This is a genomic window from Nocardia sp. NPDC055002, from assembly GCF_053608825.1.
Genome location: NZ_JBSGWE010000004.1, coordinates 581,462 through 594,351 on the forward strand (window position 1 = coordinate 581,462; position 12,890 = coordinate 594,351).

Sequence of the window (12,890 nt, forward strand, 5' to 3'; positions counted from 1 at the left end):
TGACCTGCGGCGATGCCGATTGAAAGGGCGCGGGAACTGGGTCACGCCGCCGGGAGTTACCCAGGTAGAGGATCGTGGATATCATGCAAGGAACGTGGTCGGGTCCGGACACGCCGTAACCAGCGTGTCGAGGAGGGCGGACACGCGCACCGAAGGGAGGGCTGTGATGGGCATCGTGTCGAGATTCGAACGTCGCTTGCAGGGCGCTGTCGGTGACGTGTTCGCGAGGGTGTTCGGCGGCAGTGTGGTTCCCCAGGAGGTGGAGGCCGCCCTGCAGCAGGAAGCCGCAGATCAGATCCAGGATCTGGAGGGCGGGCACCGTCTCGCGCCGAACAGTTACGTGATCACGATCAACGAAACCGATCACGGCAAGCTCGACGCCGATCACGACCTGACAACCAAAGCGTTCGCCAAACATCTGCAGGATTACATCCGCGAGCAGGGCTGGCAGACCTACGGCGAAGTACACGTGGCGTTCGAGGCATCACCTACGCTGCACACCGGAATGTTCAGAGCGAGCGGCCGCGTCGACCCCGACGCCGGTCGCGGGACGGCCCCACCTCGCCCCGGACCGCCACAACGACCCGCACACCCGCAACCAGGAGCTGGCCCCATGACGCATAACTCAGGCTACGAGCCAAGCCGAGAGCCCGCGGAGTCCGATCCACGCAACCGCGGGTACGCACCGCCGCCCGCCGGCGCACCAGGGGCTTCCTACCCGGCCGACGATTACGGCCGCGGTGGCGGCTACGGCGCGCCCGAGGCGCAGCCCGGATACGGCGACGCGTACGGCCAGCAGGGTGGCGAATACCAGAACGGCTACGACCCCGCCGCGCCCGCACAGCAGGGCTACGGCCAGCAGGGTGGCTACGGCGCCGCGCCCGCGTACGGCGAGCCCGGTTACGACCAGCAGGGCGGCTACGGCCAGCAGGCCTACAGCCAGCAGGGCGGCTACGGCGCGCAGGGCGGCCAGGCCGGTTACGCCGAGCCCGGTTACGACCAGCAGGGCGGCTACGGCCAGCAGGGCTACGCCGAACCCCAGCAGCAGGGCTACGGCCAGCAGGGTGGGTACGGCCAGCAGGGCTACGCCGACCCGGGCTACGACCAGCAGGGCGGCTACGGCCAGCAGGGCTACGCCGAACCCCAGCAGCAGGGCTACGGCCAGCAGGGATACGGCGCGCAGCCCGGTTACGCCGAGCCCGCCTACGGCCAGGAGGAGCAGGGCGGCTACGCCCAGCCCGCCGCCGGTTACGGCCAGCAGGGCTACGGCCAGCCGCAGGGCGCGGGCTACGGCGCCGCCCAGTCGAGCTACTCGGCCACCCTCCAGCTCGACGACGGCAGCGGCCGCACCTACGCGCTGCGCGAGGGTTCCAACATCATCGGCCGCGGCCAGGACGCCCATTTCCGGCTACCCGACACGGGGGTGTCGCGTCGCCATATCGAGGTGCGCTGGGACGGCCAGACGGCCATGCTCTCCGACCTGGGTTCCACCAACGGAACCCTCGTCAACGGTTCCCCCGTGCAGGATTGGCAGCTCGCCGATGGCGACGTGATCCGGGCCGGACATTCCGAGATCCTGATCCGGATCGTCTGATCCCGTAAGCTGCGCGGTGCACGTCACGAGTCGACGCTGTCGGCTCTATGATGCTGCCATTACACGCACGGTCCCGACCTCGGGGCCCGCAAGCCAGCACGCTGGTGGGGGTGGTTCGCCCCGCACCTGCCGTACCGACGTACCCGGGCGAACAGGAGGTGGAACGCCGTGCAGGGATTGATCCTGCAATTGACCCGCGCGGGGTTCCTGCTGCTGCTCTGGTTGTTCGTCTGGGCCGTTCTGCGGACCTTGCGCAGCGATATCTACGCGGCATCCGGCATACGGATACAGCCGAGGGCAACCCGCGGAAATCGCGGATCCATCGGTCTGCCCTCCTTCAGCCGAAGCCAGAAGGGCGCCAAGTATCTAGTGGTGACTCATGGTTCACTCGCCGGCACTCGAATCACCCTCGGCACGCAACCGGTTCTCATCGGACGCGCCGACGATTCCACGCTGGTACTCACCGACGACTACGCCTCGACCAGGCACGCGCGACTGTCTCAGCGTGGTGACGACTGGTACGTGGAAGACCTCGGTTCCACCAACGGCACATATCTCGACCGCGCGAAAGTCACCACCGCCGTCCGTGTTCCGCTCGGCACTCCTGTGCGAGTCGGCAAAACAGTGATCGAGCTGCGATCGTGACACTTGTTCTGCGCTACACCGCGCGAAGCGACCGCGGACTCGTCCGGGGCAACAACGAAGATTCGGTCTACGCGGGCGCACGCCTGCTAGCGCTGGCCGACGGCATGGGTGGGCACGCCGCCGGAGAAGTGGCCTCCCAGTTGATGATCGCCGCGCTGGCGCATCTCGACGACGACGAGCCGGGCGACGACATCCTCGGCAAGCTCGACCACGCCACGCATTCCGGCAACGCCGCCATCGCCGACCACGTCGAGGCCGAACCCGAACTCGACGGCATGGGCACCACGCTCACCGCCATCCTGTTCGCGGGCCGCAAACTCGGCCTTGTCCACATCGGCGACTCGCGTGCCTACATGCTGCGCGACGGCGAACTCGCCCAGATCACCCGCGACGACACCTTCGTGCAGTCGCTGGTCGACGAGGGCCGGATCACCGCCGAACAGGCGCACACCCATCCACAGCGTTCGCTGATCATGCGTGCCCTCACCGGCAACGAGATCGAGCCGACGCTGATCATGCGCGAAGCCCGCGCCGGTGATCGTTATCTGCTGTGCTCCGACGGACTTTCGGACGTGGTGAGTGACGAGACCATCGGCAACACCATGCGCGAGGGCAACACCGACGAGTGCGCCGACCGGCTCATCGAACTGGCACTGCGCAGTGGTGGGCCGGACAACGTGACCGTTGTCGTCGCCGATGTGATCGACCTCGACTACGGCCAGAGCCACCCGATTCTCGCGGGCGCCGCCTCCACCGAGGAGGAGGAAGACTCCCCGCCGCCGAACACCGCGGCTGGGCGTGCCGCCGCGATGCGTCCGCCGCGGGCGCAACCGCGCCGGGCCGCCGCCGCACCTCCGCCGCCGGAGACGAAGTCGCACAAGCTGCGCTGGCTGCTGCTGTCGCTGGCGTTGATCGCCGCGGTCGCCGTCGGACTCGTGGTGGGCTACAAGATGATTCGCAGCAACTACTACGTGGGCGCCGACAACGACAAGGTGGTCGTGATGCGCGGCCTGCCCGGTTCGATCCTCGGCTACTCGATCCACGATGTGGAGCTGACGGGCTGTGTGAACAGCAAGAGCGAGCTCACTCTGGTCGAGGTCGGCAAGTCCGCGCCGAGTGGGTGCAAGCCGCTGCTGGTCAGTGACCTGAAGCAGACCGGACGCGACCAGGTGCAGAAGGGCCTGCCGCCGGATTCGCTGGACAAGGCGCGCGGCAGCATGAAGGTGCTGGCGCAGAACGAGCTCCTGCCGCCGTGCCCGAAGAAGGAATCGGTACCGCAGCCCGGCGTGCTTCCGCCCGAGCAGACCCCGGTGATCCCCGGCGGCGCACCGACTCCCGGCCCCGACCAGCCCGCGACACCGACCACGACCGCGCCTGCCCCGACCACCACCACCGTCCCCCCGACAACCCCGCAGATCTCAGGGGAGAACTGCCGGGTGACGGACTGATGTCCGCACCGCCACCGCCGTCGGCTGGGGCGTTCCCCAGTCCCCCTGGTGGATTCGCGCCGGCGCCGCCGCCGTCGACGCGACGCAACCAGGAGTTGCTGCTGCTGGCGGGCGCGGCGGGCATCACCACGGTGTCGTTGTTCATCGTCGAGGCGAGCCAGGAACAGTCGATCACCACCGACATCGCCAAGTACGGGGTGGCGTTCCTCGCGCTGTTCGGGATCGCGCATCTCGCGGTGCGCCGGTTCGCGCCGTTCGCGGACCCGCTCCTACTACCGATTGTGGCGCTGCTCAACGGATTGGGGCTGGTGCTGATCCACCGGCTCGATCTCGCCGAAGCGCAGAAGGCGGCATACGACGCGACATCGGTCCCCTCCCCCGACGCCAACCAGCAGATCATGTGGACCGGCCTCGGCATCGTGGTGTTCATCAGCCTGCTCATCGTCTTGCGGGACTACCGCACGCTGGCGCGCTACACCTACACACTAGGCCTGGTAGGCCTGGTCGCGCTGGCGATTCCGGCACTGTTGCCGAGCCGGTTCTCCGAAGTGAACGGCGCCAAGATCTGGATCCGGCTGCCCGGATTCAGCATGCAGCCGGGCGAATTCGCGAAGATCCTGCTGATCATCTTCTTCGCGGGCGTACTGGTGGCCAAGCGTGACCTGTTCACCGCGGCGGGCAAGCACTTCCTCGGCATGGAATGGCCGCGACCGCGCGATATGGGCCCGATCCTGATCGTGTGGATCGTCTGCATCGGCGTGCTCGTGCTCGAAAAAGACCTCGGCACTTCGCTGCTCATCTTCGGCACGGTGCTGGTGATGATCTACATCGCCACCGAACGGGTGGGCTGGCTGATCATCGGTGGCGGACTGCTCGCGCTCGGATTCGTGTTCGCCTACGAACTGTTCGGGCACGTGCGCGTGCGCGTGGACACCTGGCTGCACCCGTTCGACGACTACCACAACACCGGGTATCAGATCTCGCAGTCGATGTTCGGCTTCGCCACCGGCGGACTCGCCGGCACCGGCCTCGGCAGCGGACGGCCCCAGCAGGTGCCCTTCGCCAAGACCGACTTCATCGTCACCACCATCGGCGAGGAACTCGGCCTGATCGGGCTCACCGCGGTGCTGATGCTGTTCCTGATCTTCATCGTCCGCGGGTTGCGCACCGCGCTGGCCGTGCGTGACAGCTTCGGCAAGCTGCTCGCGGCGGGCCTGTCGTTCACCATCGCGATCCAGATCTTCGTGGTCGTCGGCGGCGTCACCAAACTGATTCCACTCACCGGTCTGACCACGCCGTTCATCTCCTACGGCGGTTCATCGCTGCTGGCGAACTACGCGCTGCTCGGGCTGTTGATCAAGATCTCCGATGCGGCCCGCGCACCGGCACCGGCCCGTAAGCGCGCGCCCGCCCCGATCGCGGACGCGGCCACCGAACTGGTCCGCAGGCCGGAAAGCAGGGTGAGCGAATGAACACACCTCTGCGTCGCGTCGCCGTCGCCGTGATGGTGATGGTGGTGGCGTTGCTCGTGAACGCGACCTACCTGCAGGTGGTCAAGGCCGACGACCTGCGCAGCGATCCGCGCAACTCGCGGGTGCTGCTCGACGAGTACTCGCGCCAGCGCGGTCAGATCTCTGCGGGCGGCACCGTGCTCGCCGGCTCCGTCGCGACCGACGACCGGTACAAGTACCTGCGCGAATACCCCTCCGACCCCTCGGCGTACGCGCCGGTCACCGGCTTCTACTCGATGCAGTACGGCAAGACCGGGCTCGAATTGGCCGAGGATCCGCTGCTCTCGGGCAACGACTCGAGCCTGTTCGGCCGCCGGCTCATCGACATGTTCTCCGGGCGCGATCCGCGCGGCGCGAACGTGCTCACCACGCTGAATCCGATGATGCAGCAGGTCGCCTACGAACAGATGACGTCGAAGGGCTACACCGGCGCCGTGGTGGCGATCGAGCCGAGCACCGGCAAGATCTTGACCATGGTCTCCACGCCCAGCTACGACCCCAACGAGCTGTCGGGCCACGACGGCGCGGCGGGTCGCGCCGCCTGGGAACGACTGAGCACCGATCCGAGTCAGCCGATGCTCAATCGCGCCGTCTCGCAGACCTATCCGCCGGGGTCGACGTTCAAGACCGTCGTCACCGCGGCCGCACTGTCCAACGGCGTCGCCGGTCCGAACGACCAGTTCACCGCAGCGCCCAACATCACCCTGCCCGGAACCAGCACCACGCTGGAGAACTACAACGGCAGCACCTGCGGCGACCAGGCGACGGCCAGCCTCTACGAGGCGTTCCGGCGGTCGTGCAACACCGCGTTCGTCGAACTCGGCGTGAAGGTCGGCGCGGCCAAGCTCAAGGACGAGGCCGCCGCGTTCGGCATCGGTGTCGAGGATCCGCCCGGTGTGCCGATCCCGGTCGCCGAATCGACCGTCGGCCCGATCCCGGACAACGCCGCGCTCGGCCAGTCGAGCATCGGCCAGCGCGATGTGTCGGTGACGCCGCTCAACGTCGCGGTGATCGCCGCGACCATCGCCAACGGCGGCACCAGGATGCAGCCGTATCTGGTCGATCAGACCCAGGCGCCCGATCTGTCGGAGCTCAGCAAGACCAAGCCGGTCAGCGTCGGGCAGGCGGTGAGCCCCCAGGTAGCGTCGACCCTGACGGATCTGATGGTCGCTTCGGAAGCCAATACCGCGGGCGGTGGACGGTCGCCGTACCAGATCGCGTCCAAGACCGGAACCGCCGAACACGGCAGTAATCCCCGTAACACCCCGCCACACGCCTGGTATATGGCCTTCGCGCCCGCGCAGAACCCGAAGATCGCCATCGCGGTGATCGTCGAGAACGGCGGCGATCGGGCGCTGGCGGCCACCGGAGGTTCGGTAGCCGCGCCGATCGCCAGGTCGGTACTGGACGCGGGCCTGGCAGGGGGCTGAACGAAATGAGTGTGCGAGTGACAACACGGGGGCCCCGATGCTGAACAACGGCGCCATGATCGCCGACCGCTACCGCCTGCAGCGGCTCATCGCCACGGGCGGTATGGGTCAGGTGTGGGAAGCGATGGACACCCGGCTCGATCGCCGGGTGGCGGTCAAGGTCCTCAAGACCGAGTTCTCCGCCGACCCGACCTTCCGGGCGCGGTTCCGCGTCGAGGCGCGCACCACCGCGCAGCTCAACGCGCCCGGAATCGCGGGCATCTACGACTACGGCGAGACCACCGACCCGTCGGGCGGCGAGACCGCCTACCTGGTGATGGAGCTCGTGCAGGGCGAACCGCTCAACGCGGTGCTCAACCGGATGGGCAGGCTCTCGGTCGTCCAGGGTCTCGACATGCTCGAGCAGACCGGGCGCGCGCTCGAGGTCGCCCACGCGGCCGGGGTGGTGCACCGTGACGTGAAGCCGGGCAACATCCTGGTGACGCCGACCGGGCAGGTGAAGATCACCGACTTCGGCATCGCCAAGGCGGTCGACGCCTCGCCGGTGACCAAGACCGGCATGGTGATGGGCACCGCCCAGTACATCGCGCCCGAACAGGCCGTCGGCGAGGACGCCACCGCGGCGTCGGACGTCTACTCCCTCGGCATCGTCGGCTACGAAGCACTGGCCGGAGTCCGCCCGTTCACCGGTGAGGGCGCGATCACCGTCGCGATGAAGCACGTGCGCGACGCACCGCCGCCGATGCCCGACGACCTGCCCGCGAACGTGCACGAACTGATCGCCATCACCATGGCCAAGGACCCGCTGCAGCGCTACAGCAGCGGCGGCGAGTTCGCTGATGCCGTGGCCGCGGTGCGTGCCGGGCACATGCCGCCGATCCCCGGTGGCGCCACCGGTCCGTCGATGACCGGGGCCACCCGGGTACTTCCGCCCGGCCCGACCGTGGTGCTCCCCGCCGCCGCGGCAGCCGCGGCCGCGGCGGACTACGACGGCGCGACCATGCGCTTCGGCCATCAGCCCGGCGGCCCGGTCGGTCCGCCCACCGGCGGTTACAGCGGTCCGGCCACCCAGGCTTCCGCACCCGCGCCGGTCCCCGCGAGCAACGCCAAGAACAACCAGAAGTGGCTGATCGCGCTCGGTGTCGGCGCGCTGCTGCTCGGCGGCGGTGTGCTGTGGCTGCTGTTCGGCGGTGAACCGAACCGGGATTCGGGGACCACGACCACCACCGTGCAGACCACCAAACCGCTGCCGCCGCCGGTGACCACCACCCGGCCGGTCCCGCCGCCGCCGGTGACCACCGAGGAACCGCCGACCACGACGGTGCCGCCGACCACCACCGAGCCGCCGACGACGACCACCGAGCCGCCGACGACCACGACGGTGCCGCCGACCACCACCACGACCAAGACCAAGCCGACCACCACGCCGAAGCCGACCAAACCGGAGCCGACCACCACGGCGCCGGCCGCGGGCACCACCACCGTCGGTCGTCCCCGGCTGCCCACCTTCGACCTGCCGTTCCCCGATGGCGACACGGCGGTAGGCCCGACCATAGGACAACCATGACGACCCCGAAGAATCTCTCCTCGCGGTACGAGCTGGGCGAGATCATCGGGTTCGGCGGCATGTCGGAGGTGCACCGCGCCCGTGACGTGCGGCTGTCCCGTGACGTGGCGATCAAGGTGCTGCGAGCGGATCTGGCCCGCGATCCTACGTTCTACCTGCGGTTCAAGCGCGAAGCCCAGAACGCGGCCGCGCTGAACCACCCGGCCATCGTGGCCGTGTACGACACCGGCGAAGCCACCGTCGACGGCGGGCCGCTGCCCTACATCGTCATGGAATACGTCGAGGGCGACACCCTGCGCGACATCGTGCGCGGCAAGGGACCGCTCGCGCCGCGCAAGGCGATGGAAGTCGTGGCCGACGTGTGCGCCGCGCTCGACTTCAGCCATAAAGCCGGGATCGTGCACCGCGATATGAAGCCGGCCAACATCATGATCAACCGCGCCGGTGCGGTGAAGGTGATGGACTTCGGCATCGCGCGCGCGATCGCCGACAGCGCCAACCCGATGACCCAGACCGCCGCGGTGATCGGCACCGCCCAGTACCTCTCGCCCGAACAGGCGCGCGGCGAGACCGTCGACGCGCGCTCGGACGTGTACTCGGTGGGCTGCGTGCTCTTCGAGATCCTCACCGGGCAGCCGCCGTTCACCGGTGACTCGCCGGTCGCGGTCGCCTACCAGCATGTGAAGGAAGATCCGCCGCTACCGTCGTCGGTCAATCCCGGTGTGCCGCGTGAGCTCGATTCGGTGATCCTCAAGGCGATGGCCAAGAACCCGGCCAACCGCTACCAGACGGCAGCGGAGATGCGGGCCGACCTGATCCGGGTGCTCGGCGGGCAGAAGCCCAGCGCGCCCATGGTGATGAACGAGGAAGACCGCACCGATTACGACGACGAGCCGGGGCCGCGGAGTTTCCACGACCGCCGCGACGACACCTCCGAACACCCCGTGGTCGGGCCCGATGGCGAGGAACGTAACCGCACCGGGCTGATCGCGCTCGGTGTCGCGGCCGCGCTGGCTGTGGCGTTCGGGCTGTTCTGGGTACTGGTCGGTCCTGGTAGCCGGGCCGATCAGGTCGCCGTCCCCGATCTGTCGGGCAAGCCCGCCCAGCAGGCGCAGACCGCACTGCAGCAGGCCGGTTTCTATGTGGCCGTGCAGGAGAAGCCGGACGGCAAGGTCGCGCCGGGCAATGTGATCGCGACCCAGCCGCTCGGCGGTTCGCGCATCGACAAGGGCAGCACCGTGACGCTGCAGATCTCGACCGGGCCGACGCAGGTGCAGTTGCCGCGACTGATCGGCATGAGTCAGGCCGACGCCGAACGGCAGCTGAATTCGCTCGGGCTGCAACTCGATCCGAATGTGGCCCGCAAGCCGTCGAGTACGGCAGACACCGACAAGGTGATCGCGCAGGAACCGAGTGCTGGTGTGCGGGTCGACATCGATCAGCCGATCATCATCACCATCGGCGGCGGGCCGGAAGAGGTCCGAGTGCCCTCCGTGGTCGGCCAGGACATCTCCGTCGCCCAGCCGAATCTGGTGGATTCCGCCGGTTTCAAGGTCGAGATCCAGGAAATGAAATCCTCGCTGCCGAAGGGCCAGGTGCTCGCCACGAACCCGGCAGGCGGCAGCAACGCGGAGAAGGGCTCGACCATCACGGTCCATGTCTCCGCCGGTGACCGGATCACCGTGCCCGATCTGACCGGGCTCACGCCGGTGCAGGCGCAGGAAACGTTGCGCGGGCTCGGGTGGACCGGTCAGCTCAGCCAGACCACGGTGATCACGCTCGACGGCAATGCCTCGGGCAAGGTCGTCGGGCAGAATCCGGCGGCCGGTTCGGCAGTGACGATCAACGGCAATGTGGTGCTGCACGTGGGAGCGTCGCCGATTCCGCGATGAGGTCTCGATTGGATGGCGAACACGTCCGCCGTGTCCGCGCGGGCGCAGAATGAGGCTGCTTTCATCCCATCCAGCGTTGCTGACGAGGAGGTAGCCCCCTATGACGACAGCCAGGGACATCATGAAGCCCGGTGCGCAGTGGATCACCCGTGGTGACACCGTGACGACCGCGGCGACGGCGATGGCCGATCTCGGGGTCGGATCGATCGTCGTCGCCGATGACGACGAGCGCATGTGCGGCATCATCACCGACCGCGACATCGTGGTGAAGTGCGTCGCGCTCGGACTGTCACCTGATCTGACGACAGCGGCGGAACTCTGCGAGTCGACGCCGCGGTGGGTCAGCGCGGACGCCGATGTGGAAGACGTGCTCGACCAGATGGAATCGCACCGGGTGAAGCGGATGCCGGTGATCGAGAACAAGCGCCTGGTCGGGATGATCAGCGAGGCCGATCTGGCGCGGCACCTCGATGACAATCAGCTCGGCGAATTCGTGACCGCCATCTACGGGCGGCCCTGAGCTAACTCAGGTCGAGGTGGGTGTTCATCGACTTGGCTTCCGCGGCCAGGTCGGTGAGCTCCACCACGCGCACGCCATGGGTGCGGAGTTTGTCCACACCCTCGCAGGCGGCGACGAACAGGCTCGGCTCGCGCCAGGCGATCACGACCGTGGGGATGCCGGCGGCCAGGATGCGATCGGTGCACGGCAGCCGGGTCGCGGTGGCGCGGGTGGAGCACGGCTCGAGGGTGCTGTAGATCGTGGCCCTGGTCAGGCGGGGGTCGTCGGGGTCGAGCTTGTTGAGCGCGGACTCCTCGGCATGCACTTTCTCGTCGGTTTCGCGGGAGAAGCCGGTCGAGATCTCCACCCCGTCGGCGACGATCACGGCGCCGACCGAATAGGCCGTCTCGCTGGGCGGACAGTTCCTGGCGAGCTCTATAGCCCTGTGCATGAACCGGTGGTCGGCGTCGTCGTGGCTCATGTCGTTTCCCTGTGGTCGGCGAGTTATCCACAACTCTCGCGTGATGTGGAATCGGTCATGTTCAGGTGTGGAGCAAAGTTGTCCGCGAACTGTGGACAGCTGAATTTTCCCAGGTCGATGCAGTGATTCTGTTCGCGGTATCAGTTAGTTGCGGGCTGCGGATCGGGGCTGACCAGGTAGTTCAGCACAGCGACATCCCCAAGTTGTTCCACACCCGCCAGCTGCAACCTGCGACCGGCCCCGCCGGGGAACTGCGCCGGTCCGACGAAGCGCGGCGCCGCCGGATCGCCGACCAGGATCGGCGCGATCGCCAGGCGGATCTCGTCGACCAGATCGGCCGCGAGGAAGCCGGTGTGCATGCCGGTACCCCCTTCGACCATCAGCCTGTGGATACCTCGTGCGCCGAGGTCGGCGACGAGGGCCGGGAGCGCGAGTCGCTCGCCGAGGCCGACCACCTCGGCGAGTCCGTCGAGCCGGTCGCCCAGCCTCCTGACGCCCGCATCGGAGGTGTAGACGAGTTTGTCGCCGCCGGTGTGCCAGAAGCGCAGCCCCGGATCGAGATCACCGGACTCGGTGACGGTCACTTTCACCGGGAACTCCGGTTCACCCGCCGCCACCCGAGCGGCCCGGCGCTCGGCGCTGTTCACCAGCAGGCGGGGATTGTCGGTGCGCAGAGTGTGCGCACCGATCAGGATCGCGTCGGACTCCGCGCGGATCTGGTCGACCCGATCGAAGTCCGCGGAGTTCGACAGCAGCAGGCGCTGCGCGCTCGCGTCATCGATATAGCCGTCCAGACTCGCCGCCACCGACAACCGCACCCACGGCCTCACTGCGTGACCAGCGCGGCGACCTCCGCCTCGAGCGCGGAGACGAGTGTCTCGGACGGACGTTCGCCGCAGACCTCGAGCCAGTTGGCGAGCATCCGGTGGCCACCCTGGGTGAGCACGGACTCGGGGTGGAACTGCACGCCGTGGATGGGCAGCGTGCGGTGGCGCATCGCCATCACGATGCCGCTCTCGGTGTGGCCGACCACCACCAGCTCCTCGGGAATGGTTTCCGGGAGAACCGTCAGCGAGTGGTAGCGGGTGGCGGTGAACGGGTCGGGCAGGCCGGCCAACACGCCGGACCCGAGATGGAAAACTTCGCTGGTCTTGCCGTGCAGTAGTTCGGGCGCCCGGTCGACGGTGCCGCCGAACGCCTCGCCGATCGCCTGGTGCCCGAGGCACACGCCGAGCAGCGGCTTGTTGTGCCGGGCGGCCGCGTGCACGAGCGGGATGCTCGCGCCCGCGCGGTCGGGGCTGCCCGGCCCGGGGCTCACCAACACGCCGTCGAACGCTCCACCTTCGTTCCCGACGGTGAGGAGGGTGTCCAGATCGTCGAGGCGGGGGTCATCATTGCGCCAGACCACGACGTCGGCACCAAGCTGGCCGAGGTACTGCACCAGGTTGAACACGAAGCTGTCGTAGTTGTCGACGACCAATACACGCATGCGTCGAGGGTACGGGAGTTGAGATAGCCTAGGAGTTACCTGTACTCCGAATTCGAGGACGTCATGCCCAAGTCCAAGGTCCGCAAGAAGGCCGACTACACCCCGAGCCCCGCCAGCCGCACGCCGGTGAAGGTGAAAGCGGGGCCGTCGCCGGTCTGGTACGTCGCGATCATGCTGGGCTTCATGCTCGCCGGCTTGGTGTGGCTGATCGTCTACTACCTGGCCCAGGACCACATCGGCTTCATGCTCGATCTGGGCGCCTGGAACTTCCTGATCGGGTTCGGCCTGATGGTCATCGGCCTGGTCATGACCATGCGATGGCGCTGATCGCAGC

General features: G+C 68.0%; 12 protein-coding genes. 9 read left to right on the forward strand and 3 right to left on the reverse strand.

The features are described 5' to 3' along the window. The first annotated feature begins 166 nt into the window (after window positions 1-166). The 8 genes from ACWF99_RS19465 (at window position 167) to ACWF99_RS19500 (ending at window position 10,607) form a co-directional block, all read left to right on the forward strand. Window positions 167-1,594, forward strand: coding sequence for a DUF3662 and FHA domain-containing protein (locus tag ACWF99_RS19465; protein ID WP_378634555.1), 1,428 nt, complete (start codon window positions 167-169; stop codon window positions 1,592-1,594). Between the two features lie 168 nt (window positions 1,595-1,762). Further along, window positions 1,763-2,239, forward strand: a complete 477-nt coding sequence (locus ACWF99_RS19470; protein ID WP_062992366.1) for an FHA domain-containing protein FhaB/FipA — start codon at window positions 1,763-1,765, stop codon at window positions 2,237-2,239. After that, window positions 2,236-3,687, forward strand: coding sequence for a PP2C family protein-serine/threonine phosphatase (locus ACWF99_RS19475; RefSeq protein ID WP_378634558.1), 1,452 nt, complete (start codon window positions 2,236-2,238; stop codon window positions 3,685-3,687). The genes ACWF99_RS19470 and ACWF99_RS19475 overlap by 4 nt, the downstream gene beginning before the upstream one ends. Then, window positions 3,687-5,159 carry an FtsW/RodA/SpoVE family cell cycle protein gene (locus ACWF99_RS19480; RefSeq protein ID WP_378634561.1) on the forward strand — a complete coding sequence of 491 codons (1,473 nt, stop codon included), beginning with the start codon at window positions 3,687-3,689 and terminating at the stop codon, window positions 5,157-5,159. The genes ACWF99_RS19475 and ACWF99_RS19480 overlap by 1 nt, the downstream gene beginning before the upstream one ends. Then, complete coding sequence (locus ACWF99_RS19485; protein ID WP_378653497.1) at window positions 5,156-6,628, forward strand: peptidoglycan D,D-transpeptidase FtsI family protein; 1,473 nt, start codon at window positions 5,156-5,158, stop codon at window positions 6,626-6,628. Before ACWF99_RS19480 ends, ACWF99_RS19485 begins: the two co-directional genes overlap by 4 nt. 37 nt (window positions 6,629-6,665) lie before the next feature. Continuing rightward, window positions 6,666-8,195 carry a protein kinase domain-containing protein gene (locus ACWF99_RS19490; RefSeq protein ID WP_378634566.1) on the forward strand — a complete coding sequence of 510 codons (1,530 nt, stop codon included), beginning with the start codon at window positions 6,666-6,668 and terminating at the stop codon, window positions 8,193-8,195. Further along, window positions 8,192-10,087, forward strand: coding sequence for a Stk1 family PASTA domain-containing Ser/Thr kinase (gene pknB, locus ACWF99_RS19495; protein WP_452537031.1), 1,896 nt, complete (start codon window positions 8,192-8,194; stop codon window positions 10,085-10,087). The genes ACWF99_RS19490 and pknB overlap by 4 nt, the downstream gene beginning before the upstream one ends. A gap of 100 nt (window positions 10,088-10,187) precedes the next feature. Beyond that, entirely contained in the window at window positions 10,188-10,607 is a 420-nt protein-coding gene (locus tag ACWF99_RS19500; protein WP_378634571.1) for a CBS domain-containing protein, read from the forward strand. A gap of 1 nt (window position 10,608) precedes the next feature. On the opposite strand, the gene ACWF99_RS19505 is transcribed toward ACWF99_RS19500, so the two are convergent. The 3 genes from ACWF99_RS19505 to ACWF99_RS19515 all read right to left on the reverse strand — a co-directional run bounded on the left by ACWF99_RS19505 (window position 10,609) and on the right by ACWF99_RS19515 (window position 12,556). After that, window positions 10,609-11,067: a deaminase gene (locus ACWF99_RS19505; protein ID WP_378634574.1), complete on the reverse strand. Its 459-nt coding sequence runs from the start codon at window positions 11,065-11,067 to the stop codon at window positions 10,609-10,611. 140 nt (window positions 11,068-11,207) lie between these two features. Then, a complete protein-coding gene (locus ACWF99_RS19510) occupies window positions 11,208-11,885 on the reverse strand; it encodes a RibD family protein (protein ID WP_452537032.1) in 678 nt (225 codons plus the stop codon). A gap of 8 nt (window positions 11,886-11,893) precedes the next feature. Next, on the reverse strand, window positions 11,894-12,556 hold the full coding sequence (locus tag ACWF99_RS19515; protein WP_378634577.1) for an aminodeoxychorismate/anthranilate synthase component II: 663 nt from the start codon (window positions 12,554-12,556) through the stop codon (window positions 11,894-11,896). Window positions 12,557-12,619: 63 nt separating this feature from the next. Here ACWF99_RS19515 and crgA point away from each other — a divergent pair, with 63 nt between their 5' ends. Next, window positions 12,620-12,883 carry a cell division protein CrgA gene (crgA, locus tag ACWF99_RS19520; RefSeq protein WP_378634580.1) on the forward strand — a complete coding sequence of 88 codons (264 nt, stop codon included), beginning with the start codon at window positions 12,620-12,622 and terminating at the stop codon, window positions 12,881-12,883. The last annotated feature ends 7 nt before the right edge of the window (window positions 12,884-12,890 follow it).